General features: G+C 59.0%; 22 protein-coding genes, 1 tRNA gene and 1 riboswitch. Of the genes, 18 read left to right on the forward strand and 5 right to left on the reverse strand.

Annotation, left to right across the window (positions count from 1 at the left end; translation table 11 throughout):
- Positions 1–89: 89 nt before the first annotated feature.
- The gene (locus AC2FLE_RS06810) at positions 90–1028 is read left to right on the forward strand and encodes an ABC transporter transmembrane domain-containing protein (RefSeq protein ID WP_271947939.1); all 939 of its coding nucleotides are present in this window, start codon (positions 90–92) and stop codon (positions 1026–1028) included.
- A gap of 63 nt (positions 1029–1091) precedes the next feature.
- Here the strand turns inward: AC2FLE_RS06810 and efp are convergent, their stop codons facing one another.
- Entirely contained in the window at positions 1092–1655 is a 564-nt protein-coding gene (gene efp / locus AC2FLE_RS06815) for an elongation factor P (RefSeq protein WP_142632922.1), read from the reverse strand.
- Positions 1656–1873: 218 nt separating this feature from the next.
- On the opposite strand from efp, the gene AC2FLE_RS06820 reads away from it, so the two are divergent.
- Positions 1874–2194 (forward strand): DUF6280 family protein, encoded by a 321-nt coding sequence (locus tag AC2FLE_RS06820; RefSeq protein ID WP_108785849.1) that lies wholly within the window; start codon positions 1874–1876, stop codon positions 2192–2194.
- Positions 2195–2398: 204 nt separating this feature from the next.
- Positions 2399–3856, forward strand: a complete 1458-nt coding sequence (locus tag AC2FLE_RS06825) for a cobyric acid synthase (RefSeq protein ID WP_496695967.1) — start codon at positions 2399–2401, stop codon at positions 3854–3856.
- Positions 3857–3859: 3 nt separating this feature from the next.
- On the opposite strand, the gene AC2FLE_RS06830 is transcribed toward AC2FLE_RS06825, so the two are convergent.
- The 3 genes from AC2FLE_RS06830 to AC2FLE_RS06840 all read right to left on the reverse strand — a co-directional run bounded on the left by AC2FLE_RS06830 (position 3860) and on the right by AC2FLE_RS06840 (position 6819).
- On the reverse strand, positions 3860–4576 hold the full coding sequence (locus tag AC2FLE_RS06830) for a hypothetical protein (protein ID WP_496695968.1): 717 nt from the start codon (positions 4574–4576) through the stop codon (positions 3860–3862).
- Between the two features lie 75 nt (positions 4577–4651).
- Positions 4652–6070 (reverse strand): TolC family outer membrane protein, encoded by a 1419-nt coding sequence (locus tag AC2FLE_RS06835; RefSeq protein WP_496692410.1) that lies wholly within the window; start codon positions 6068–6070, stop codon positions 4652–4654.
- 95 nt (positions 6071–6165) lie between these two features.
- Positions 6166–6819 carry a protein-L-isoaspartate O-methyltransferase family protein gene (locus AC2FLE_RS06840; protein ID WP_496695971.1) on the reverse strand — a complete coding sequence of 218 codons (654 nt, stop codon included), beginning with the start codon at positions 6817–6819 and terminating at the stop codon, positions 6166–6168.
- Positions 6820–7047: 228 nt separating this feature from the next.
- Here AC2FLE_RS06840 and AC2FLE_RS06845 point away from each other — a divergent pair.
- From AC2FLE_RS06845 to cobJ, 9 genes are all read left to right on the forward strand, one after another.
- Positions 7048–7121: transfer RNA gene (locus AC2FLE_RS06845), tRNA-Cys, on the forward strand.
- 197 nt (positions 7122–7318) lie between these two features.
- The gene (locus AC2FLE_RS06850) at positions 7319–8719 is read left to right on the forward strand and encodes a hypothetical protein (protein ID WP_496695973.1); all 1401 of its coding nucleotides are present in this window, start codon (positions 7319–7321) and stop codon (positions 8717–8719) included.
- A gap of 475 nt (positions 8720–9194) precedes the next feature.
- A riboswitch (cobalamin riboswitch) is annotated at positions 9195–9401 on the forward strand.
- Positions 9402–9495: 94 nt separating this feature from the next.
- A complete protein-coding gene (locus AC2FLE_RS06855; protein WP_142632902.1) occupies positions 9496–9870 on the forward strand; it encodes a DUF1636 family protein in 375 nt (124 codons plus the stop codon).
- Positions 9871–9872: 2 nt separating this feature from the next.
- A complete protein-coding gene (gene cobW / locus AC2FLE_RS06860) occupies positions 9873–10928 on the forward strand; it encodes a cobalamin biosynthesis protein CobW (RefSeq protein WP_496695975.1) in 1056 nt (351 codons plus the stop codon).
- A gap of 3 nt (positions 10929–10931) precedes the next feature.
- Positions 10932–14225 (forward strand): cobaltochelatase subunit CobN, encoded by a 3294-nt coding sequence (gene cobN / locus AC2FLE_RS06865; RefSeq protein WP_496695977.1) that lies wholly within the window; start codon positions 10932–10934, stop codon positions 14223–14225.
- Positions 14222–15349: a precorrin-3B synthase gene (gene cobG / locus AC2FLE_RS06870; protein ID WP_496695979.1), complete on the forward strand. Its 1128-nt coding sequence runs from the start codon at positions 14222–14224 to the stop codon at positions 15347–15349. Before cobN ends, cobG begins: the two co-directional genes overlap by 4 nt.
- Positions 15349–15978: a precorrin-8X methylmutase gene (locus tag AC2FLE_RS06875; protein ID WP_496695981.1), complete on the forward strand. Its 630-nt coding sequence runs from the start codon at positions 15349–15351 to the stop codon at positions 15976–15978. The genes cobG and AC2FLE_RS06875 overlap by 1 nt, the downstream gene beginning before the upstream one ends.
- Positions 15975–16703, forward strand: coding sequence for a precorrin-2 C(20)-methyltransferase (locus AC2FLE_RS06880; protein ID WP_496695983.1), 729 nt, complete (start codon positions 15975–15977; stop codon positions 16701–16703). The genes AC2FLE_RS06875 and AC2FLE_RS06880 overlap by 4 nt, the downstream gene beginning before the upstream one ends.
- The gene (cobJ, locus tag AC2FLE_RS06885; protein ID WP_496695985.1) at positions 16700–17452 is read left to right on the forward strand and encodes a precorrin-3B C(17)-methyltransferase; all 753 of its coding nucleotides are present in this window, start codon (positions 16700–16702) and stop codon (positions 17450–17452) included. The genes AC2FLE_RS06880 and cobJ overlap by 4 nt, the downstream gene beginning before the upstream one ends.
- Here the strand turns inward: cobJ and AC2FLE_RS06890 are convergent.
- On the reverse strand, positions 17425–18174 hold the full coding sequence (locus AC2FLE_RS06890; RefSeq protein ID WP_496695986.1) for a cobalt-precorrin-6A reductase: 750 nt from the start codon (positions 18172–18174) through the stop codon (positions 17425–17427). The genes cobJ and AC2FLE_RS06890 overlap by 28 nt on opposite strands.
- Here AC2FLE_RS06890 and cbiE point away from each other — a divergent pair.
- Genes cbiE through cobF form a run of 6 tightly spaced genes read left to right on the forward strand, consistent with a single transcriptional unit; the run spans position 18173 to position 23298 of the window.
- Positions 18173–19372 carry a precorrin-6y C5,15-methyltransferase (decarboxylating) subunit CbiE gene (gene cbiE, locus AC2FLE_RS06895; RefSeq protein ID WP_496695988.1) on the forward strand — a complete coding sequence of 400 codons (1200 nt, stop codon included), beginning with the start codon at positions 18173–18175 and terminating at the stop codon, positions 19370–19372. The genes AC2FLE_RS06890 and cbiE overlap by 2 nt on opposite strands.
- Positions 19369–19737, forward strand: a complete 369-nt coding sequence (locus tag AC2FLE_RS06900; RefSeq protein ID WP_496696105.1) for a cobalamin biosynthesis protein — start codon at positions 19369–19371, stop codon at positions 19735–19737. Before cbiE ends, AC2FLE_RS06900 begins: the two co-directional genes overlap by 4 nt.
- Complete coding sequence (cobM, locus tag AC2FLE_RS06905; RefSeq protein WP_496695990.1) at positions 19734–20528, forward strand: precorrin-4 C(11)-methyltransferase; 795 nt, start codon at positions 19734–19736, stop codon at positions 20526–20528. The genes AC2FLE_RS06900 and cobM overlap by 4 nt, the downstream gene beginning before the upstream one ends.
- Positions 20515–21837 carry a cobyrinic acid a,c-diamide synthase CobB gene (locus tag AC2FLE_RS06910; RefSeq protein ID WP_496695991.1) on the forward strand — a complete coding sequence of 441 codons (1323 nt, stop codon included), beginning with the start codon at positions 20515–20517 and terminating at the stop codon, positions 21835–21837. The genes cobM and AC2FLE_RS06910 overlap by 14 nt, the downstream gene beginning before the upstream one ends.
- Positions 21834–22562, forward strand: coding sequence for a uroporphyrinogen-III C-methyltransferase (cobA, locus tag AC2FLE_RS06915; protein WP_496695993.1), 729 nt, complete (start codon positions 21834–21836; stop codon positions 22560–22562). The genes AC2FLE_RS06910 and cobA overlap by 4 nt, the downstream gene beginning before the upstream one ends.
- On the forward strand, positions 22555–23298 hold the full coding sequence (gene cobF / locus AC2FLE_RS06920) for a precorrin-6A synthase (deacetylating) (RefSeq protein WP_496695995.1): 744 nt from the start codon (positions 22555–22557) through the stop codon (positions 23296–23298). The genes cobA and cobF overlap by 8 nt, the downstream gene beginning before the upstream one ends.
- The last annotated feature ends 32 nt before the right edge of the window (positions 23299–23330 follow it).

Genomic DNA, 23330 nt, shown 5'->3' on the forward strand with positions numbered 1-23330 from the left:
CTGGCCATGGCCCCGCCAGCCCCGGAACCATTTGATCCGCCCAGCACAGGCTGCCAAACTAGGTTTGGTTCAGTGATCCGGGTGAGTTAATGTTTCGTCTGTATAAAGCAATTTGGCGTGCCAGTTCCGCCCGGCAGATCATCCTTATCATCCTGTCTATTGCGGTTGCCGCTCTGGCAGCGGTCCCGCTGGAGTTTCAGCGCGATATCATCAACCACCTGACCTCGGACGATGTATCCGTGGACCGGATGATCCTGCTTGGTGCGGGCATGATGGTGGTTATCTTGCTGAGCCTGGGGCTGAAATGGCTGCTCGGCTATCGGGCGGGAACACTGGGCGAGGATATGATCCGTCTGATCCGGCAAAGGCTGCTGGTCCGGTCCGCCGATCTGGATGAAACCGGCGAGACCATGCGCAAGGGGACCATGACTACCGCCATTTCTGCCGAAGCAGAAGAGCTGGGTAAATTCGCAGGCGGTGCCTTTTCCGACCCGGTGGTCCAAATCGGCACTCTGATCAGCGTGATTGGCTATATCTCGTCTACACAGCCGGGACTGGGTTTGATCGCTTTTTCGATGGTCGCGCCGCAGATCATCATCGTTCTGGTTTCGCAACGCAAAGTGAACGTCTTTGTCGCCGAACGCGTTCGTATCCTGCGCCGCGCCACCGACAGTTTGACAGCAGAAAAGATTGACGCGGCCGCGCACGAGATCGAAGCGGAATTCGACAAAATCTACGAAACTCGCCGAAAGATGTTCATCTGGAAGCTCTCGGCCAAATTCCTTCTAAGCGTGATCAACGGCGCCGGGACGGTTGGGGTTCTGATGCTGGGTGGCTGGCTTGTCCTTCAGGGCAGAACCGATGTCGGCACAGTTGTTGCCGCCACCAGTGGGCTCAGCCGTATTCAAGGCCCCACGGCCTTTCTGATCGCCTATTATCGCCAGGTCAGCGCAAACCGGATCAAATTCGAACTGATGCTCGAACTATTTGGCCCGAACCCCGAAAAATACCGACGCGTCAAAGACTAAAAATAGAAAGAACCGCGCAGCGCGGGCTGTCGCGGTTCTCGGTGTCTTAAAGCAGAAGTGCAGTTACGCGCGTTCCGAATAGTCCATGGTTTCAGTATTCACCACGATCATTTCATCTTGGCCCACAAACGGTGGCACCATGACTTTTACACCATTGTCCAGAACGGCCGGTTTGAACGAGTTCGCAGCGGTCTGACCTTTGACCACAGGCTCGGTCTCGACGATCTTGCACGTCACTTTCTGTGGCAGTTTGGCGTTCAGTGCCTCACTTTCGTAAAATTCTACGACGATAGTCATGCCGTCCTGCAGAAACGGGCGGCGATCACCCAACAGATCAGCGGACAGTTCGATCTGCTCATAGGTCTCGGAATCCATGAACACCAACATGCCGTCGGATTCGTATAGAAACTGCTGGTCTTTCTGTTCCAGGCGAACCCGCTCGACCTTGTCAGCTGAGCGGAAACGTTCGTTCAGTTTGGAACCATTGCGCAGATTGCGCAGTTCGACCTGTGCAAAAGCCCCGCCTTTACCGGGCTTTACATGATCAACTTTGACAGCGGCCCATAGCCCATCGTTATGCTCAAGCACATTGCCGGGGCGAATTTCGTTCCCATTTATCTTGGGCATGACTTAAATCCTTCACAAACGGTTGATGCGTCAGTCGCGCACCCTATATCTGGCGTGGCCGCACCTGACAAGACAACGACACCTTGTGCTGCAGCCGCAGCAAGCTATGCGCGTGACGCAACGCAACTATGCACATTAGGTGTATCCGAATCGCACTTAATAGGTCATAAGAACCGTCACGCCGAAAATGCAAGAGCAAGAACAACAAGGAAGACGAGATGAGAGATTTCGTTGACGGCACCGCCTTTAACAATGAGCAAGGCAACCGTGCTCGTAAACTTTTCGCAGCTGTCGTTTTGGCTGCGCTGGATGATGCTATTGCCGACGACAAAAAGTATGGCAATGGCCCAGAACAGATCGCCCGCTGGGCACGCTCGCGCGATGGGCGCGAAGTGCTGTCTTGCGCGGGTATCGACCCAAATGAACGGGTTGTCAGCGGATTGATGGATTTCGTTGGTCGCGGTGTGCGTACTTCGGTCGCTCTTTCGCGCGAAGAAAGCGAGCGCCGCAACGCCGCCCAACAGGCCGAAGCCGCCTGATCACAGACACGAGTCTGTTTGAAAAAACGCGCCTCCTATTGATGGAGGCGTGTTTTTTTGTTGCATAGACCCCGAATATGAATTCCGGTGCGAAACTGCGCCCTCACCCGATGACTGAAAAATGATGACAATGCCACGTCATCCGGGGCTTTCCCTTCACCGTTAAATCAGGTCATCTGCGCGTTAGCTTACAGGAGACTCGGCATGGTTCGCGCCATCATGATTCAGGGCACAGGCAGCAATGTTGGAAAATCGGTTCTAGTGGCCGGATTGGCACGCGCCTATACGCGCCGAGGCCTACGGGTTGCCCCGTTCAAACCGCAGAACATGTCGAATAACGCCGCAGTAACCGAAAATGGTGGCGAGATCGGGCGCGCGCAAGCCCTACAGGCGTTGGCGGCACGACGCGCCACACATACGGATATGAACCCGATCCTTTTGAAGCCTGAAACAGATACAGGCGCGCAGATCATCATTCAGGGCAAACGCGCCGGAACGATGCAGGCTGGCGATTACCGCAAGGATAAATCCAAGCTGATGACAGCCGCGCGCCAGAGTTTTGACCGGCTCTGCACCGACGCTGATCTGGTGTTGGTTGAAGGGGCCGGAAGCCCGGCCGAGACCAACCTGCGTCAGAGTGATATTGCCAATATGGGCTTCGCCTGCGCCGCGGGTGTTCCGGTCGTACTTGTCGGCGATATTCACCGAGGTGGGGTAATTGCTCAGATCGTCGGGACTCAGGCCGTGCTGGATGCTGGCGATCTGGCAATGATCCGAGGCTTTGCCATCAATCGCTTTAAGGGCGATGTATCCCTATTCGACGAAGGTCGCGATGACATCGCCGCTCGAACAGGCTGGGCCTGTATCGGTGTTGTGCCCTGGTTCGACGATGCATGGAAACTGCCAGCCGAAGATATGATGGACATCCGGTCCCACAGTGGCGGTTCCTGCAAGGTTGCAGTACCTCAGTTGGAACGGATGGCCAATTTTGATGATCTTGATCCGCTATCGGCAGAACCCGGCATCACGGTCGAGATCGTGCCCGCTGGCCGCGCGCTGCCCGGCGATGCGGATTTGGTCCTGCTTCCCGGAAGCAAATCAACCATTGGCGATTTGGCTTACTTTCGTGCGCAGGGCTGGGATATCGACCTTTATGCCCATGTGCGACGTGGCGGTCACGTGTTGGGATTATGCGGTGGCTACCAAATGCTAGGTAACACCATTGCTGATCCCGATGGTGTGGACGGGCGGCCAGGTACAGTCGATGGATTGGGGCTGTTGGATGTGGATACCGTTATGGTCGGCGAGAAAAAGGTGACCCTGCGGACTGCACGCGCCCTGCCGGGGCACCAACCGCTAACCGGATATGAGATCCATATGGGCCGCACCGAAGGCAATGATTGCACCCGCGCCTGGCTGGAGGTCGAGGGCCGCCCGGAGGGCGCAGCCGATCGGACTGGCCGGATACGTGGAAGCTACCTACACGGTATATTCTCATCCGATCAATTTCGGACCGATTACCTACAGCTTTTGGGAGTCTCTTCCACCCTGCACTATGAGGACGGTGTCGAAGATACGCTTGATCGTCTGGCCGACCATCTGGAACGACATATGGATCTGGATCGCTTGCTGGAACTGGCTGAAACGCCGATTAAAGGCTGACTCTCACTCGGCTTTTTGCTCGGCCAACGCACGGTAGATCTCGCGGCGAACCATTTTTCGAACGTTCCGCGTAATGCGTTCACCCAGTACGCCCTGCAGTTCTTCACGAACAACCTGCGCAATCAAAGAGCGCAAGCCATCTTCATCAAGCCGGGACATGGCAGCATCTGCTTCTGAACCTGTTGTATCCGCGGCAGCCGATACCTCTGGGTCCCGTACAAACACTGCCTTTTCAACAGTCTCTGTCTCTGCATCTGGGGCTTCGTCTTGGGGTTGCCATTCCAACGGTTGATTTGGCGTTCCGGAATAGGCATCTACGCTGTCACCGTCCGGCTCCCACTGATCTTCGGTCCGGGCGATCGCGGCTTCCAGCGCCTCAATTTTGGCACTTAGACTTTTGGCTATGCCCTCTTCCGCAACTGGATCAGGTGAATATTCTGTAGCCGACTCCGCTTCATCACCCGCAACAACATCGCAGGCGCGCAGAAGCATCGGTTTCACCGATTTTTCAGCGCTGTACTCAGCGTCCAGCTTTAAAGGCTGCGTCTCGACACCTGTTTGCTCGCCGACCCTGAGCGCATCAGTCAGAACAAGCCGCCCTGGCTTTCGCTCTGACTTGGAACGCACCAGATCGGGAACTTTTCGACCTTCTTCGCTGACCAGCCGCTTGACCGATGACAGTACGTCTTCGATCCCGGAGTTCACGACATTGTCTGTCATTGTTTTCTACCGCTCTAACCTCAGGTCCGAGTGTAGCCAAACAATGCAGACCTCACAACAGGCAGTATTGGGTGTTTAATCCCGACGCAGTGCTTTCAGGACCCGATCCAGATCTTTGCTCTGCTTGCTGACCTGCGCTGGAGCCTTCTTCACCAGGTTGTAGTAAAGGGTCGGATCGTAAATCTGAACCGCCAGACCCAAACGCTCGGCCGTGAGCAAACCTTGGGCCTGCAGCAACTGATAAGCCGCCAGAGATCGCTCGGTTCTGGAAGCAATTTCGGCAAGCTGCGCGTCCAGCAAATCCTGCTGAGCAGCCAGCACGTCCAGAGTGGTCCGCGCACCCAAAGTTGCCTCTTCGCGGATACCATCAAACGCAACTTCCGAGGCGCGCACACGTTCCGAAGAGGCCCTCAGGCTTGCGCTTGCAGTTTGAAACCGGACATAGGCATCAGACACACCCTGCGTAATGTTCTTTTGCACATTCAGCAGATTGGCACGTGACCCATCCCGCGAGGCCATTGCGCGGCGCACGCTTGCCGCGAGTCGACCACCCGCATAGATCGGCTGGCTGAAGTTCAGCGAGATACTCGCATCATTCACATAATCGTCGTCATCATAGCTCTCGGTGACGCCCGCATCAGCGTTCAGGCTGACATTCGGACCCAGGCCCGCGCGCTGCTGCTGCACGACCAGATCAAGGGCGCGCACCTGATGCTGGGCGGACAGAATGGATGGGTGATTGCGTTGGGCCAGGCTGACGGCCTCGCTCTGGGACCGGGGCAAGTTTGGCAGGCTGGGCTGACCAGCAGTACGGCCCGGCAGTTTGCCAACTGCGTTCACATATTCCGCCTGAGCAGTGCTCAGATCGCCGCGCGCATTCGCCAGATCGGCCTGCGAGCTTGCAAGCTGAGCCTGAGACAATGCGACGTCTGTGCGGGTAACTTCCCCAACTTCGAAACGATCCTGCGAGGCGCGAAGCTCTTCTGCGGACAGTTCAACGTTGTTTTGACGAATCGATACAGTCTCTTCCTGCAGCAGAACACTCAGGTAAGCGGTCGCCGCGCGGAACAGGACCTGCTGTTCGATATCGATCAGCGCCTGCCGGGTCGACAGCACCGTTTCCTGCGCTGATTGCTTGCCCAGAATCGAGGCTCCGCCATCGTATAAAAGCTGGCTCAGCGTCAGGCCCGAGAAGAAGTTCGAAGGATCAACACTGTTCGTAACACCACTGTTTCTGCTGCGCGTATAGTCTTGGCTAACCGCGACGGTCCAGTTGATAATAGGGCGCAAAGCCGACAGCGCGATCGCCACATCCTCGTCCGCAGCCCGCAGCAGCGCCCGGTTCTGTTCCAGCAAACCGCTGGTATTATAAGCTCCGATGAACGCATCAGTCAGGTTATCGGCCCAAACCGCCTTACCGGGCAACGTGCCCAGAGCAATACCCGCAGTCACTGCCAGAGTCCTGACCAGCTTGCCTCCTGCTGCAAAACGCATGGCGAAATCCTCTCAAATCAAAATAACGCAGCCCTCAGGGCAGTTTGCGTCTTTGTGTTGAACTAATCAAGGCAGCAGATAAATCTGCCCGCCGACTATAGCGAAAATGCACTCTCGGCCGAGAAAGCCTTCAGAACAGGTGCACTGGCGTTGAATGCCTGGCGCCAGGTAACGCGATCGCCTGATTTGTGGCCTATACGGACGGTCCCAAGATCACCTTCCATGAACAGGCAGGCGATACGCCCATGATCCTTAAGCTGGTCAATCAATGCAGACGGAACCTCTTCTACACCGCCCTGGATCATGACCACGTCATAAGGCCCATGCTCGGCAGCGCCCTCATCCAGCGGCCCCACGTGAACGACCACATTATCCGCGTCAGCCTCCATCAGCAGCGTTTGCGCTTCGGCAGCTAGCGCTTCATCCGCTTCCACTGCTACGACCAACTGCGCCATATGGGCTGCAACAGCCGTCGAATATCCCAGCGCCGGAGCAATATCCAGAACAACCTCATCATTGGTAATGTTCAGCACATCCAGCATCTTGGCCAGTGTTCTCGGTTCCAGAATGCAGCGTCCAGCCTCAAGTTCTATCAAACTCTCGACATAGGCGGCTTCGCGTTGCGCGTCTGGCACAAAATTCTCGCGCTTGACGGACAGCATGGCATCAATGATCGGGAACTTGGTAACGTCCGAAGGCCGGACCTGCGTATCGACCATGGTGCGGCGGCGGGCTGCGAAATCTGTCATTGGATCGCTCATTCATTTCCCAAGGTTGCTTGGCTTGTGCCACATCCCGGGCAAACCAGCAACGGCCCGCAAGTGGAAACTTTCGTCTGTCGTGAAGATTTTAGAGTGATCCGATTGGGTGAACCAATTTTCAGTTCCTCAAATTTAGACCGAACCCACTGGACGCCCCGGATTAAAGCTGCTAAAACGCCTGTCACACCACGGCAAGTATTTGATATTACTTGAAAAGGCGAGTTGGCGGAGTGGTGACGCAGCGGATTGCAAATCCGTGTACACCGGTTCGATTCCGGTACTCGCCTCCAATAATCGTGCGTAAGTTATTGATATTTAACGATAATTTTGGCGCTCAAACTTGGGATTCGAACTTTCCCGCACCAAATCCCGCAACATTGCTTGTTCTGCCCCCAAAAACAGACCGTCAAGAATGCGATTGTCGCCTTGAACACGCGCAACTTAAAGCATAGCGTGTTCCCAGTTTGTTCAGAAAGGGATTTTAGGCTTGCCACAAGTGAGAATGGCTTCTGTAGGATTTGATTTACCATCAGATGATGTCACCAACTTGCATTTTTATTCGGACTCATCACTGCTCGACTTTGACCTTATTATCTTTTCCCCCATATTCGATGCCCAAGACTATTCGTCTGAAACCTATCTGGGAAAATACAGTTTTGACGAAGATCAGTCCTTTCGTCTGCGAGACGCAATTGAGCACTGGAAACGGGAACTTGACGACGCCGTAAACCACGGAAAAACGGTGTTTATTTTCCTGTGCGCAATTGAAACAGTCTATGCGGCGACTGGAGAAAAAACGTACTCTGGCACCGGAAAGAACCGTCAGGCCACAACCCTGGTCGAACCGATCAGTAACTATGAGTGTCTTCCATTCGACATAGAACCCACAGGGGCGTCTGGCGAAAAGATGAGCGTTGTGCCTGACTTCAAAGAGCTTTTTGAGCAGTACTGGGCTCTGGCAGAAGACTACAGTTCGTTTCGTGTGATTTCTGAAAGCCCACTTGGTACTACTTGCATCAAAACTGAGACCGGAGAGAAGTCCGTCGGTCGAGCTTTCGGTCAATCCGGAAGTGACGGAGTTGCTTTCATTCTACCTTACCTTGACATGGACGACTACGGGTTAGCCGAAGAAGACGACTATGGTCGCCTCATCTGGACTGACGAAGGAAAGAAACTTGGTAAGAGGATAGGTCAACAACTTATTTGGATTCACAAAAACGCGCGGCAAAAATCAACGAAAACACCGGCTCCAGACTGGGCGGCTGATCAATCATTTCTTTTGAAAAAAGAAATGATCTTAAATGAAGAGATCAAGCAGATAAGCGATGAGATTAGTTCACTCGCAGAAAAAAGAGACAAACTGGAAGCTGATCTTCTAGGACAGTCCAAGCTTCGTGACCTACTTTTTGAGAATGGTCGCGCTTTGGAAGAAGCTATACACCTAGCTCTTGGGCACTTGGGATTTTCGACCTCAAACTACAATGAAAATGGCTCTGAGTTTGACGTTGTTTTCGAAGCTCCGGAGGGAAGGCTCCTGGGTGAGGCAGAAGGAAAAGACAACAAAGCCATAAACGTTGGCAAACTGCGTCAACTTCAAATGAACATTCTCGAAGACTTGGAGCGCGATGAAATCGAACACCCAGCAAAAGGCGTCCTATTTGGCAACAGTTTTAGACTAACTACCCCTGATGAAAGAACTGAACAGTTTACGACGAAATGCATAGCTGCTGCGAAACAAAACGGTACAGCGCTGATGAGCACGTTGGAGCTATTCAAAGCTGCAAAGTACCTAGCTGAAAATGAAGACAGTGTTTTTGCAAAGAACTGCCGAAAGGTTTTGCTTGAGGAGGTTGGCGAGTTAACCCTCCCAGACATTCCCTCTGAGTGAAAAAAACCGCAACAAATCCCGCAACATTTTGAATGGCATCAGGTCGGAAGATCACCCTTAAATATTGATATGAAACGAGAATTTTTCTGCACCAGTTCGATTTCAAAACAGGTACTCGCCTCCAATACTTTCAAACAGTTGCTTCGCATTCGGCTTTTCGAGCCTGCGACACGCCGTCTCGCCACGGCAGTGCTCTGCTGAGTGAAGCTTGACACCGGATTGATCAGAAGGCGATGAACTCACTGGCTCGGCCGGTAAATTTGACCGCTCTATCGATTCCACGCGATATGCCCTTTGAAGTAACGGGCCCGCGAATCCTTTCGTCTGGATATCTTCGAGGTGCAAAGCCCAAATTCGCCTGCGGTCATTTTGCATATGGCTGACCAAACATGCCGCTGACAGGCATTGGCAGGTCGCTTTTCCATTCTCGATGATTTCCGTGCGTCTGCCGCGCTTGACAAGCCCCCTGCCCGTGCCGCATGTCCCATCCGTTGGTGTCTGCACATGCAGATGAAAAGGGAATGCGTCAGCGGTCATCCGTCAAACGCAGCCGCCCCCGCGACCGTGACCGGAGAGGGTGCCCAAAGCCACTGGCCAGACAGGCCGGGAAGGCGGGACATCTGCCAGAGGCCAGCCTCTGACATCCGCAAGCCGGGAGACCTGCCAACATCCGAAGTTGAAACCGGACGGGGTGATCCGGTGTCGGGCCCATGTCGCAATACGTGGCCCGCATGAAACCCCGTCCCCCGCGAAGAGGATTTGGGGGGATGAGAGACATGACCGAGACCACACCTGTTGAACTGCTGGTGTGCACGACCTGCCGCCGCGGCCTGCCCGTCGAGAATGATGCAGATCGTCCTGGGGCGTTGCTGCACAAGGCGTTGGAGCAGGCAGAACTTCCTGATGGCGTCACTTTGAAGGCAGTAGAATGCCTTTCAAATTGCGATCAGGGCTGCTCGATTGTGCTGCGTGGCGGACCCAAACGTTGGACCTTTGTCTATGAGCATCTCGATGAAACCGATCATGTCGAGACCATTGTTGAAGGCGCGACCAAATATCTCGCGACCCAAGATGGCCTCGTTAAATGGCGCGAACGTCCTGAACATTTCCGCAAAAACTGTGCGGCCCGCATTCCCCCGATTGGAGCTTAGATATGAGCAATCTCGAAAAACTGCCCGTCACTGTGATCACCGGCTTTCTGGGCTCGGGAAAGACCACGCTGGTGCGTCATCTGATGCAGAACCCGCAGGGCAAGCGCCTGGCCATTGTGGTCAACGAGTTTGGAGATGTTGGCGTCGATGGCGATATCCTCAAATCCTGCGCGATCCCCGATTGCCCGGCGGAAAACATTATGGAATTGGCCAATGGATGCATCTGCTGCACCGTGGCAGATGATTTCATCCCGACCATCGAGGCGCTGATGGCGCTAGAGCCGCGCCCCGATCACATTCTGATCGAAACCTCTGGCTTGGCCCTGCCCAAGCCGCTGCTGAAAGCGTTCGACTGGCCCGATATTCGCTCGAAAATCACCGTGGATGGCGTAATTGCTCTGGCCGATGCCGAAGCTGTGGCCGCAGGTCGCTTCGCCCCGAATGTCGCTGCGGTGGATGCCCAGCGCCTGGCCGATGACTCGATTGATCACGAAACGCCGCTATCCGAGGTGTTCGAGGACCAGATCTCCTGCGCCGACATCATTCTGCTGACCAAGCCTGATCTCGCTGGCCCCGAGGGTATCGCCAAGGCCAAGGAAATCATCGCAGCTGAAGCCCCGCGCCCTCTGCCCGTGGTCGAAGTGGCCGAAGGCGCTGTGGATGTACGTATTGTGCTGGGGCTTGAGGCCGCTGCAGAAGATGACATGGAGGCGCGTCCCAGCCATCACGATGGCCATCACGATCACGAGCATGATGATTTCGAAAGCATCATTGTCGAGCTGCCGGAACAGACCGATCCGGCCCAGCTGGTCGCCAATATCGAACGTCTGGCGAATGAACTGAACATCCTGCGGGTCAAAGGCTATGCCGCTGTTACCGGCAAACCCATGCGCCTTTTGGTGCAGGCAGTCGGGGCCCGTGTGCGTCATCAGTACGACCGCCCGTGGGAGCCAGGTGAAGAGCGTCGCTCGCGTCTGGTGGTCATCGCCGAGCATGACGACATCAAAGTGGCTGAAATCCGCGAAATCCTCGTGGGTGTGACCGAGGCTGCCGAGTAAACCATGCACGTCGTCTTCCGCGAAAGCCATGGGTTAGAGGAAACGGAGACCCCGACCGATCTGGGCCAGAGCCCGGCGGATCTGGTGGTGCTGTCCTTTTCCGACAGTGACCTTGGCGCTTTCGCGGCAGGCTGGCATCGTGGTGGTGGACCCGAAGGCCGGATGCCGACCCTGCGGCTGGCCAATCTGACAGCGCTGAAACATCCCCTGTCGGTCGATACTTATGTCGAACAAACGCTTGCGGGCGCCAAAGGCATTCTGATCCGCCTGATCGGTGGCGTGCCCTACTGGTCCTACGGATTGCAGCAGGTTCTGGCACTGGCCCACGCCAAAGGCATCGCTGTGGCAATCCTACCCGCGGATGGGCGTGAGGATACGCGGCTGGATGACTATTCTACCCTGCCCGTTTCAACCCTGCGGCGGCTGGCGCATCTTTGCGACACAGGCGGTGAGGTCGCAGCGCAGGCTGCGCTGGCGCAAATGGCACTGGCCGCGGGGCTTTATTCTGGCCCGGTGATGGGGGCCAAGACGATCCCGGAATGTGGCGTATGGTGCCCGGATCGCGGTGTGATCCCGACGGATACCGCATTCGCCGGTGATGCCAAGCGCATCCTCGTGACCTTCTATCGCGCCTATCTGACCTCGGCAGACACTGCCCCGGTCGCGGCCCTGATCCACCGTCTGCGTGCGCGTGGGTTTCAGGCTGTTGGCCTATTTGCGCCGTCGCTCAAAGCCCCTACCGCCGCTGACTGGCTGCGCGAACAGGTCGTAGCGCTGGCCCCCTCGGCAATCATCAACGCCACCTCCTTTTCGGGCAAAGGCGCCTCGGGAACGTCCCCGCTGGACGCCGCCAATGTGCCGGTATTTCAGGTCGCCCTGTCCACCGCACGCCGCAAGGCCTGGGCCGATGCCGAACGCGGACTGTCCCCCGCCGACCTCGCAATGCATGTGGTCCTGCCCGAGGTGGATGGCCGCATTTCGGCGGGCATCGCTTCGTTCAAGGAACCCGGCAGACGTGACCCCCATCTGGAATACTCCCGCTTTGCCCACCGGGCCGAGCCGGAACGGATTGAGGCGATCATAGACCGGGTGGACGGCTGGCTGCGCCTAAGCGACAAACCCAAGCCAGATCAGGTCCCAGCGTTGGTGCTGTCGACTTATCCCGGAAAAGACTGGCAGATGGCCCATGCGGTTGGCCTGGATGCGTTGGCCTCGGCCGAAGCGATGCTGTCCGATCTGCAGGCTGAAGGCTATGACACAGCACCCGGCGAACCGATAGCTGAGACGCTTTTGGATGCGCGACTTGCTTGGCCGCTCGCGGCCTATCAGACCGCGCTGGCAGACTTGCCGGAACAGTTGCAAACGGATCTGCAATCCATTTGGGGCAAGCCCGAGGACGACCCGTTTTTTGCCGATGGTGCCTTCCACTTTACCGCCCTGAACCGGGGCAAGACGCTGATCGCGCTGCAACCCGAACGCGGCACACCCGAGCTGCGCGATGACGACTATCACGACCTGTCCCGCACCCCGCGCCACAGCTATGTTGCCTTTTATCTCTGGCTGCGTAAGGGGCATGGCGCGGACGCGCTGATCCATATCGGCGCGCATGGCACGTTGGAATGGCTGCCAGGCAAATCGGTCGCCCTGTCCCAAAACTGCTGGCCTGAGGCGTTGGTCCGCGATCTGCCGGTGATCTACCCCTTTATCGTGAATGACCCCGGCGAGGCCGCACAGGCCAAGCGCCGGATCGGCGCGGTTACACTGGGCCATATCCCACCCCCGATGCGAACAAGTGACACGCCGGACCGTATGGTGCGGCTGGAATCCCTGCTGGACGAATTCTCGAACGCCGACGGGCTGGACCCCAAACGCCGCGACCGACTACAAGAAGACATACGGGATGAGGCGCAGGCCATTGGTCTGGAAAGCGATCTGGGTCTGAATCAGGCAACCTGTACCGCCGAAGCGATCACCCGTATCGACCGATTTGTCTGCGACATCAAAGAAAGCCAGTTCGGCGACGGCTTGCACGTCTTTGGCCGCGTCCCCGAAGTGACCGGCAATTTTGATGCCACGCCTTCGGCGCATGCGGAACGTCAATCACTTTTGGACGCACTGGCCGGGAAACGGATCGAGGCTGGCCCCTCTGGCTCACCCTATCGCGGGCGCTCGGACGTGCTGCCGACAGGGCGAAATCTTTACACCACCGATCCGCGTTCGGTTCCAACTCGCGCGGCCTATACCCAAGGTGTCAAACTGGCCGAGGAACTAGTGCGGCGGCATCTGCAGGAAGAAGGCGATTACCCCAAGGGGCTGATTGTCGACCTCTGGGGCTCGGCCACGATGCGCACTGCGGGTGAAGAATTCGCCATGGCGCTTCACCTGCTGGGTGTGAAACCGGTTTGGGACAAGGGGTCGGAGCGGGTTTCCGGTATCGAGGTGCTGCCAATCACTGATCTCAGCCGTCCACGGCTAGACGTGACCTTGCGTGTCTCGGGCCTGTTCCGCGATGTATTCCCGACGCTTTCTGCGCTGTATGGCCAGGCAGTGCGAGCATTGTGTGAACGGGACGAGGCAGCAGACTGGAACCCATATGCCGGGCAGGCACCGGCCGCCCGTGTCTATGGCCCCGCCCCCGGCAGCTATGGCCTGAACATGACGCAGCTATCCGAAATCTATACGGACGAAGCGCGGGCACAGGCCGGTCAGGCTTGGCTGGATGCCAGTTCCTTTGCGCTTGAGGGCGAGCAAATTGCACGGGATGTCGATGGTATTACCCAACGCGTTGCCCACGCCGATAGCTTTGTTCACCTTCAGGACCTGACCGAAACCGATCTGCTGTTGGCCAATGACTATGCCACGCATGAGGCCGGTTTTGCCGCCGCCAAGAAAGTCACTGGCGGTACTGCGCAGCTGTACCATCTGGACAATACCAACCCAGACATCCCCCGCGCCCGAACCCTGTCTGAGGAAATCAGCCGCGTTGTCCACGCGCGCGCGGCTAATCCTGACTGGATCGCAGGAATGCAACGGCACGGATTCCGCGGCGCCGCCGAGATCGCGGCAACGCTGGATCATATGGCAAGCTTTGCCCATCTGTCGGGAACCGTTGCACCGCATCTGTTTGACATCTACCACGATGCCACACTGGGTAACGCCGAGGTTGATGCCTTTCTGCAAGAGAAGAACCCACGGGCGCATCAGGCCATGCAGGATCGGTTCCGTGCGCTGCTCGAGGCTGGCCTGTGGAACACGCGCCGAAACTCGATCCGAGCCGATCTGGAGGGGTTGGGATGAGTGCACCGATCGTTCAGGGCTGGTGCCCCAGCGCCCATCGCCCGATGATGTCGGGGGACGGGTTGGTCGTGCGGGTTCGGCCGCGGCTGGCGCGCCTTGAGGCTGCGCAGATGTTAGGCCTGTGCGAACTTGCCGACCGGTTTGGCAATGGCACAATTGACCTGACCAACCGCGCCAATCTGCAACTGCGCGGTGTGGCCGAGGCCGATCACCAACCTTTGCTAGAAGAACTCGCTGCGCTGAACCTTTTGGATGCGGAACCGGGTATCGAGGTGCGGCGCAATATTCTGGTGACGCCGCTCTACCAATCCGGCGATCTTACCGCACGACTGACGCAGGAACTGATCGACCGGTTGGGTGAATTGCCGTCGCTACCAGCCAAGTTTGGGTTTGCCATCGACACCGGACCAAATCGCCTGTTGGTCGGGGATTCGGCGGATATCCGGCTGGAGACAGGCCCCGACGGGCTGATCCTACGCGCTGATGGCGCCGAAACAGGGCGTCGCGTGACCGAAAAAATCGCCATCGACCACCTGATCGCGCTGGCCGAATGGTTCGCGGATCACCAAACTCCCGAGGCCCGGCGCATGGCCCGCTTGGTTGCGTCACAGGATTTGCCGTCAGAATGCCAAGGCAGCGCACCGGGTGATGTTGGCGCTCTGCCTGAACCGGGCATCGTGGAACTGGGTGCGTTTTACGGAGCCGCGTTCGGTCAGTTGCCAGCGCGCGGGCTTGCGGGGCTGATTGAGACCTGCGGTGCCTCTGCGCTGCGGGTCACCCCTTGGCGGCTGTTCCTGATGGAAGGCGGGGCGGCGATACCCGCCCCAGCGTTCGTCACCGATGGCACCGACCCGCTGATGACCACTGACGCCTGCCCCGGCGCCCCGCTCTGCCCGCAGGCGCAGGTGGAGACCCGCGATATCGCCCGCGCGCTGACCTCGCGTATTCCCGGCCACTTGCATGTCTCGGGCTGTGCTAAAGGATGCGCGCGCATGGAACCAGCTGATGTCACCCTGGTCGGCCACGATGGTCGATTTGATCTTGTCAAACAAGGCCGCGCGGGAGATGAGCCAAACCTGCGCGGGTTAAGCCCCGAAACACTTATGACCATGGACTTCTCCTGATGCCCTATGAATACGAAACCGACGGCGCGGCGATCTACAAACAAAGCTTTGCCACCATCCGTTCCGAGGCCGATCTGGCACGGTTCGACGCCGATGAGGAACAGGTCGCCGTTCGGATGATCCACGCGGCAGGTATGGTGGGGTTGGAAGAGTTCGTGCATTTCTCAACCGGTTTTGTGACCTCGGCCCGTGCCGCGTTGGAAGACGGCGCACCGATCCTGTGCGACGCCCGCATGGTCAGCGAGGGTGTGACCCGGTTCCGCCTGCCCGCCGATAACGAGGTGGTCTGCACCCTGCACGACGAACGTGTGCGTCCGCTGGCTGCCGAGATGAGCAACACCCGGTCCGCCGCTGCGCTGGAGTTGTGGCGCCCGCATCTGCAAGGTGCCGTGGTGGCCATCGGTAATGCGCCCACCGCCCTGTTCCACCTGCTGAACATGCTGGAAGACCCCGACTGCCCGCGCCCTGCGGCCATCATCGGCTGCCCGGTGGGCTTTGTCGGTGCGGTCGAATCTAAAGACGCTCTGTGGGTGGCGCAGCCAGTGCCGTCCTGCATCGTCAAGGGCCGCCTCGGCGGCAGTGCCATCACAGTCGCAGCCATCAACGCCATCGCGAGCCGCGCCGAATGAACGCGGGCAAGATATACGGCGTGGGCCTCGGCCCAGGCGATCCGGACCTTATGAGCGTCCGGGCTGACCGCCTACTGCGCACTGCCCGCCACGTGGCCTTTTTCCGCAAACCGGGTCGCAGTGGTCAGGCGCGCAAGATCGTCAATGGCATGATCCCCGAAGGCGCGGTGGAATTCCCGATGGAATACCCCGTGACCACAGAAATTCCATTGAGTGATCCGCGGTACAATGAGCTGCTCTCGGCGTTTTATGAAGATTGTGCCGAGCATCTGAAGACACTGTCGGATCAGGGTGAAGACGTGGTGGTCCTGTGCGAGGGTGATCCGTTCTTCTACGGATCATTCATGCATCTTTACAATCGATTACGTGGCGAAGCTAAGGTTGAAGTCGTGCCTGCGATCACCGGTATGTCCGGCGCGTGGACCGCAACCGGCGACCCCATCACCTGGGGAGACGACGTATTGACCGTGCTGGTCGGCACATTGCCCGAAGACGATCTGGCCCACCGAATGGCCCAAACCGACGCGCTGGTGGTGATGAAGATCGGGCGCAATATCGACAAAGTGAAGCGGGCCCTGAAGACGGCTGGTTTGTATGACCGTGCTTGGATCGTGGAATACGCTCAGATGCCCAATCAACGCGTGTGCAAATTGTCGGAAAATTGCGAGGGGATTACTCCGTATTTCTCGATCATCATCGTTCACGGACAAGGGCGGCGGCCATGAGCGGTTGGGTCAAGATCGCAGGACTCGGGCCAGGAAACGAGGCTTTGGTGACGCCCGAAGTGACCGCTGCGCTGGCTGAGGCGACGGATGTCGTCGGCTACATTCCTTACGTCGCGCGCATCGCCGAACGCCCCGGCCTGACGCTGCATGCCAGCGACAACCGGGTTGAGATCGACCGTTCGCAGCATGCGTTGCAAATGGCGGCCGAAGGGAAGCGCGTAGTGGTCGTATCCTCGGGCGATCCGGGCGTATTTGCCATGGCAGCAGCGGTGTTCGAAGCGCTGGAAAATGGCCCCCGTGAATGGCGCGACCTATCGGTTGAGGTGCTGCCCGGGATCACCGCGATGCTTGCGGCCTCCGCCCGCGCTGGCGCCCCGCTTGGGCATGATTTCTGCACCATCAACCTGAGTGACAACCTCAAACCTTGGCCTCTGATTGAAAAGCGCCTGCGTCTGGCCGCGCAAGCGGATTTCGCGATGGCGTTTTACAACCCCCGCTCGAAATCCCGCCCCGAAGGCTTTGTCAAAACACTGGAAATTCTGCGTGAGGAATGCGAACCCGAACGGCTGATCCTGTTCGCCCGCGCTGTCAGCCGGGTGGATGAGGCAATCCGGATTTCGACATTGATTGAGGCCACGCCTGATATGGCCGATATGCAGACCGTTGTCATCGTCGGCTCATCACTGACCCGCGTGATCGAACGCGCCGGTGACCCGATCGTCTATACGCCGAGGTTCACCCCGGAATGAGCCAGCCAGTCCAGAACCTGCGGAACGCTCGACAGTTCCAGCCGCTGCGGCAGGGCTGGACGGTCGATCATCAACACCGGTATGTCCAGAGCCCGCGCGGCGTCCAGCTTGGCGCGCGCGCCGGCGCCGCCCGCGTTCTTGGATACCACCAGCTGCGTGCCGTGGCGCTGCATCAACGCCCGGTCATCAGCCTCGGCAAAGGGTCCGCGCGCCACGACAACCTCGCAATTCGGCAAGGGCAGGACATCGGGTTCATCCACCAGCCGCAACAGGTAATGGTGCTGGGGCTGGCTGACGAAATCTTCGAGATGCATGCGCCCGACCGCAAGAAACACGCGCTGCGGATTACCGGACAAAGCGGCCACCGCTGCGGCGATATCCGGGACGCGCAGCCAGGTGTCACCGGGCTGCGGTGCCCATTCGGGCCGTGTCAGCGCAACAAGTGGAATCTGCGCCGCATGGCAGGCTTCAATCGCGTTACGGCTCATCCCGGCGGCAAAAGGGTGGGTCGCGTCGATCACGTGGCTTATGCTGTGGTCATGGATATATTTCACCAGCCCTTCGGCCCCACCGAACCCGCCAACACGTACCGGCAGAGGTTGCGCGCGCGGATTGTCGACACGCCCGGCATAGGAATAGGTCGCGGGAATACCCAGATCCGCGATGGCTTTTGCCAGCGCGTTGGCCTCGGTCGTGCCGCCCAATATCAGGAGGTTGGACATGTCTGAAGCTCCGTGGCTGACCGTTTTGGGTTTGGGCGAAGATGGACTGGATGGCTTGCCCCCCGCAAGCCGTCAAGTGCTGGAACGCGCCGAAATCATCATGGGGCCACCGCGACACCTGTCCTTGGTTCCCGATTTCGGGGCCCAGCAGGTGGAATGGCCCGTGCCCTTTGCCGATGGGCTGCCGATCCTGACCGGTTTTCGCGGGCGATCAACCGTGGTTCTGGCCTCGGGCGATCCGTTCTGGTTCGGTGCCGGATCCGTGATCGCACGGAATTTCGAGGCCGGGGAATGGACCGCCCTGCCCGGCCAATCGACGTTTTCGCTGGCCGCTGCGCGGTTGGGCTGGCCGCTGGAAAGCACGCAGACATTTGGTCTGCACTCGGCCCCGCTGACCCGGCTGCGCCCGCATCTGGCCCCCGGCCTGCGCGCGATTCTGCTGCTGCGCGATGGTAAGGCCGTGACGGAACTTGCCACCTATCTGACTGACACCGGCTTTGCCGACACACACCTACATGTGATGGAGGCCCTGGGTGGCCCGCGCGAACGGGCGCGCAGTGTCTCGCTGACTGAGGCGCTGTTGGGTGGGTTCGATCACCCGGTCTGCGTCGGGCTCGAGGTTGCTGGCGGCGGGCAGGCCTTTCCGCGCGCCTCTGGCAAACCGGATGAGATTTTTGAGACCGACGGCCAGATCACCAAACGCCCTATCCGTGCGCTGACCCTTTCGGCGCTGGCCCCGCAGCGGGACGAGCATCTGTGGGACATTGGCGGCGGCACCGGGTCAATCAGCATCGAATGGCTAATGTGTGATCCAACGCTCAGCGCCACGACGGTCGAACCCCGCGAAGACCGCGCCGAGCGTATTCGCCGCAATGCCGACGCTTTGGGTCAGGACCGGCTGCAGGTGGTGCATGGCACCGCCCCGGATGCGCTGGACGGCCTGCCCCTGCCCGATGTGGTTTTCATTGGCGGCGGGCTGAGCAGTGAGCTGCTGCAATGGCTGCATACAACCCTGCCCTCCGGCACGCGGCTGGTGGCCAACGCGGTGACTTTGGAAAGCGAAGCTCTACTAGCGCAGTGGCAGGATAGGCTGGGCGGTGAGCTGCTACGGGTCGAACTGGCACAGGCTTCAGCCCTGGGGCCGCGGCGCGGTTGGAAATCGGCCTATCCGGTGGTGCAATGGAGCGTCACGCTATGATCGTCGCAGGCATCGGTTTTTCCTCGGCCGCTACGCTGAACAGCCTGCGCGCCGCCTATGATCAGGCGAGTGCCGGTCACGCTGTGGACGCGCTTGCCACGGTAGCCGACAAGGAAGGCCACGCCGCACTAACAGATTTTGCCTCGGCCATTGCCCTGCCCTTGCATTTCATTCCCCCCGCCGATCTGGCCGGGCAGCGCACCCTCACCTGCTCGACCCGCAGCCGCGCCACCTATGGCACCGGCAGCGTCGCCGAAGCATCCGCCCTTGCCGCCGCCGGAACTGGTGCGCGGCTGATCTCACCCCGACAGATTTCAGACGACCGGCTGGCCACCTGCGCCATCGCCATCGGAGGACAGACATGACCGTTCATTTCATTGGCGCCGGACCGGGCGCCGCCGACCTGCTGACCCTGCGGGGGCGCGATATCATCGCCGCTTGCCCGGTCTGCCTGTATGCGGGTTCGCTGGTGCCAGAGGAAATTCTGGGCCATTGCCCCGACGACGCCAAGATCGTGAACACGGCGGCGATGGATCTGGATCAAATCATGGCCGAGATCGAGACCGCACATCAGGCCGGTCTGGATGTTGCGCGACTGCATTCTGGCGACCTGTCGGTCTGGTCCGCGATGGGCGAGCAGATCCGCCGCCTGAAAGAGCTGGGCATCCCGGTCAGCGTGACCCCCGGCGTGCCGTCTTTTGCCGCTGCGGCCGCATCACTTGGCACGGAACTGACCCTGCCCGGACTTGCGCAATCAGTGGTCCTGACCCGGACACCGGGACGCGCATCGTCGATGCCCGAGGGCGAGACGCTGAAAAACTTTGCCCGCACCGGGGCGACACTGGCCATCCACCTGTCGATCGGCAATCTGGATACGGTGATCGCCGATCTGACACCTGCCTATGGGTCCGACTGCCCGGTGGCCGTTGTCTATCGTGCCAGCTGGCCCGATGAGCGGATCATCCGTGCGACGCTGGCAACCCTAAAAGACGCGTTGGACGAGAGCATCTCGCGCACTGCGCTGATCATGGTTGGCCCGGCACTGGCTGGTGAAGGATTCGACGAAAGCTGCCTGTATTCAAAGGATTACGACCGCCGATATCGCCCGCAAAATGCGGACAGCCCTTGGTCAAGCTGGAGCCATGGTGATGACTAACCCTCCGGGTATTCTGATTTCGGCACCGTCTTCGGGGACTGGCAAGACCACCGTGATGCTGGGCCTGCTGCGTGCGCTGGCCGAGGATGGCCTGACCGTTCAACCTTTCAAAAGCGGCCCTGACTATATCGACCCGGCCTTTCACCGGGCGGCGGCTGGGCGCGCCTCGTTCAATCTGGACAGCTGGGCGATGGGCGATCCTCTGCTGAACGCAATATCGGCACAGGCTGACGGCGCGGATATCGTCGTAGCCGAAGGATCGATGGGTCTGTTCGACGGTGTCGCCAAACCCGGTGAGATTGGCCATGGATCTAGCGCGGAAACCGCGCAGCGTATGGGCTGGCCTGTGGTGTTGGTTCTGGATGTTGGCGGTCAGGCGCAATCAGCTGCAGCCACGGCGCTGGGGTTTCGGATGTACAACCCCGACCTGCCCTTTGCCGGGGTAATTTTGAACCGCTGCGCCAGCCCGCGTCACGAGCGTCTGACCCGGTTGGGTATGGAACGTGCAGGCCTGCCGGTTCTGGGCGTTCTGCCACGACGCGGAGACCTGACACTTCCCGAGCGGCACTTAGGTTTGATCCAGGCGGTGGAACATCCCGATCTGGAAAGCGCCATTGTCGGCTATGCTGCGTTCCTGCGTGAACATGTCGATCTGGAGGCGATCAAGCGGGCGGCTTCCTCAAGCCCAAATAGGCCATCGTCAGCCGTGCTGCCGCGCCCTCCGGCGCAGCGGATCGCACTGGCCCGGGATGCTGCGTTTTCGTTCACCTATCCGCATTTGCTGGAAGGCTGGCGCGCGGCGGGTGCAGAAATCCTACCGTTTTCACCACTGGCGAATGAAGCCCCTGCCCCGGATGCCGATCTGGTCTGGCTGCCGGGTGGGTATCCCGAGTTGCACGCAGGCACATTGGCCGCCGCCAACACCTTCCAGACTGGGCTGCGCAAACATGCCGAGACAAGACCTGTGCACGGCGAATGCGGGGGCTACATGGCGCTGGGTCAGGCGTTGATCGACAAAGACGGAGTCCAGCACGAAATGGCGGGCCTTCTGGGCCTTGTGACCTCCTATGAAAAGCGCAAGTTCAACCTGGGTTATCGCAAGGCAGAATTACTGGCCTCGATGGCCGGATTTGCCGAAGGCACAGCGCTACGCGGGCATGAGTTCCACTATTCCTCGATCATCGAACAGCCTGACGCGCCGCTGGCACGCGTGTTCGACGCCGAAGGCGCGGAAGGCCCGCAAACCGGATCGGTGCGAGACAATGTCACCGGGACATTCTTTCATCTGATCGCCGAGGCCTCGGCATGAGTGGTTTTGTGTCCTTCATCGGTTCAGGCCCCGGCGACCCGGAATTGCTGACGCTGAAGGCGGTAGACAGGTTGCAGAAAGCTGATGCGGTGCTGTTTGACGACCTCAGCAGCGGCCCGATCCTGAGCCATGCCCGCGAGGATGCTGATCTGGTTGGTGTCGGCAAACGCGCCGGGCGCCCCTCGCCCAAGCAGGATCACGTCAGCCGCTTGTTGGTTGAATATGCACAAACCGGTCAGCATGTTGTGCGGTTGAAATCCGGTGATGGCGGCATGTTCGGCCGGCTTGAAGAAGAACTGGTGGCCCTGCAAGAGGCCGGGATCGACTATGAAATCATCCCCGGCATCCCCTCGGCGGTAGCGGCGGCGGCAGCGGCGGGCATTCCGCTGACCCGGCGACTGACCGCGCGGCGCGTGCAATTCGTCACCGGCCACGATGTCAGTGGCAAACTGCCCGAAGATCTGAACCTGGCAGCACTGGCTGATCCACAGGCTACGACCGTCGTGTTTATGGGCAAGCGCACCTTTCCCCTTTTGGTTGGCGCCCTGCATTCGCGCGGCCTGCCGCTGGACACGCCTGCATTGATGGCCGAATCCGTCTCGACCCCCGAACAAAAACTGCAACGCTCGACCATCGGTGCTTTGTCGCAGCAGTTGGAAACCGAGATCGGCACCGCCCCGGCCCTGATCCTGTATGGACCTCTGGCAGAGTTCGAAAATGATTGACTTGACGCTGATCGGTATTGGCACCGGCAACCCGGATCATGTGACATTTCAAGGGGCGCAGGCGATCCGCTCGGCGGACCTGATCCTGATCCCCCGCAAGGGCGAAAACAAGGCCGATCTGGCAGGGCTGCGCGAGCAGATCATCGCTCAGGTCGCGGATACCCCTCCGCAAATCGCGTATTTCGACATTCCCAAACGCCGTGCCGATGATGGCTATTTACGCGGAGTGGACGAATGGCACGACGCGATTGCATTGCGCTGGCAGGAGGCCATCGCAGCCCACCCGAAGGCCCGCCATGTGGCGCTGCTGATCTGGGGGGATCCGTCGCTGTATGACAGTTCGCTGCGAATCGCGGCACGTTTGACCCCTCAGCCAGAAACACGGGTGATTCCCGGCATAACCGCGCTGCAAGCGCTGACGGCGGCCCATGCGATTCCGATCAACGAACTGGGCGCGCCCTATATCGTAACAACTGGTCGTCGCATCCGGGACGAAGGATGGCCGGAAACCGCAGAAAACGTGGCGGTGATGCTGGATGGCGAATGTTCCTTCCAAAACCTGAACATGGAAGACTTGGACATTTGGTGGGGCGCATATGTCGGCATGAAAGAGGAAATCCTGATCAAAGGCCCTTTAGCCGAGGTTGCGCAGCAGATTCTGGACCGTCGCGCCCATGCCCGTGCCGACCATGGTTGGATCATGGATATTTATTTGCTGAAAAAGCGCATAATCTGACACAATACGTCGCAAATGATGATTGCACCGCC

Source organism: Ruegeria sp. CDSA077, from assembly GCF_059612265.1.

Coding starts and splice junctions, on each gene's coding strand:
- AC2FLE_RS06810 (WP_271947939.1), top strand. CDS start 90: ATGTTTCGTCTGTATAAAGCAATTTGGCGTGCCAGTTCCGCCCGGCAG.
- efp (WP_142632922.1), bottom strand. CDS start 1,655: ATGCCCAAGATAAATGGGAACGAAATTCGCCCCGGCAATGTGCTTGAG.
- AC2FLE_RS06820 (WP_108785849.1), top strand. CDS start 1,874: ATGAGAGATTTCGTTGACGGCACCGCCTTTAACAATGAGCAAGGCAAC.
- AC2FLE_RS06825 (WP_496695967.1), top strand. CDS start 2,399: ATGGTTCGCGCCATCATGATTCAGGGCACAGGCAGCAATGTTGGAAAA.
- AC2FLE_RS06830 (WP_496695968.1), bottom strand. CDS start 4,576: ATGACAGACAATGTCGTGAACTCCGGGATCGAAGACGTACTGTCATCG.
- AC2FLE_RS06835 (WP_496692410.1), bottom strand. CDS start 6,070: ATGCGTTTTGCAGCAGGAGGCAAGCTGGTCAGGACTCTGGCAGTGACT.
- AC2FLE_RS06840 (WP_496695971.1), bottom strand. CDS start 6,819: ATGACAGATTTCGCAGCCCGCCGCCGCACCATGGTCGATACGCAGGTC.
- AC2FLE_RS06855 (WP_142632902.1), top strand. CDS start 9,496: ATGACCGAGACCACACCTGTTGAACTGCTGGTGTGCACGACCTGCCGC.
- cobW (WP_496695975.1), top strand. CDS start 9,873: ATGAGCAATCTCGAAAAACTGCCCGTCACTGTGATCACCGGCTTTCTG.
- cobN (WP_496695977.1), top strand. CDS start 10,932: ATGCACGTCGTCTTCCGCGAAAGCCATGGGTTAGAGGAAACGGAGACC.
- cobG (WP_496695979.1), top strand. CDS start 14,222: ATGAGTGCACCGATCGTTCAGGGCTGGTGCCCCAGCGCCCATCGCCCG.
- AC2FLE_RS06875 (WP_496695981.1), top strand. CDS start 15,349: ATGCCCTATGAATACGAAACCGACGGCGCGGCGATCTACAAACAAAGC.
- AC2FLE_RS06880 (WP_496695983.1), top strand. CDS start 15,975: ATGAACGCGGGCAAGATATACGGCGTGGGCCTCGGCCCAGGCGATCCG.
- cobJ (WP_496695985.1), top strand. CDS start 16,700: ATGAGCGGTTGGGTCAAGATCGCAGGACTCGGGCCAGGAAACGAGGCT.
- cbiE (WP_496695988.1), top strand. CDS start 18,173: ATGTCTGAAGCTCCGTGGCTGACCGTTTTGGGTTTGGGCGAAGATGGA.
- AC2FLE_RS06890 (WP_496695986.1), bottom strand. CDS start 18,174: ATGTCCAACCTCCTGATATTGGGCGGCACGACCGAGGCCAACGCGCTG.
- AC2FLE_RS06900 (WP_496696105.1), top strand. CDS start 19,369: ATGATCGTCGCAGGCATCGGTTTTTCCTCGGCCGCTACGCTGAACAGC.
- cobM (WP_496695990.1), top strand. CDS start 19,734: ATGACCGTTCATTTCATTGGCGCCGGACCGGGCGCCGCCGACCTGCTG.
- AC2FLE_RS06910 (WP_496695991.1), top strand. CDS start 20,515: ATGGTGATGACTAACCCTCCGGGTATTCTGATTTCGGCACCGTCTTCG.
- cobA (WP_496695993.1), top strand. CDS start 21,834: ATGAGTGGTTTTGTGTCCTTCATCGGTTCAGGCCCCGGCGACCCGGAA.
- cobF (WP_496695995.1), top strand. CDS start 22,555: ATGATTGACTTGACGCTGATCGGTATTGGCACCGGCAACCCGGATCAT.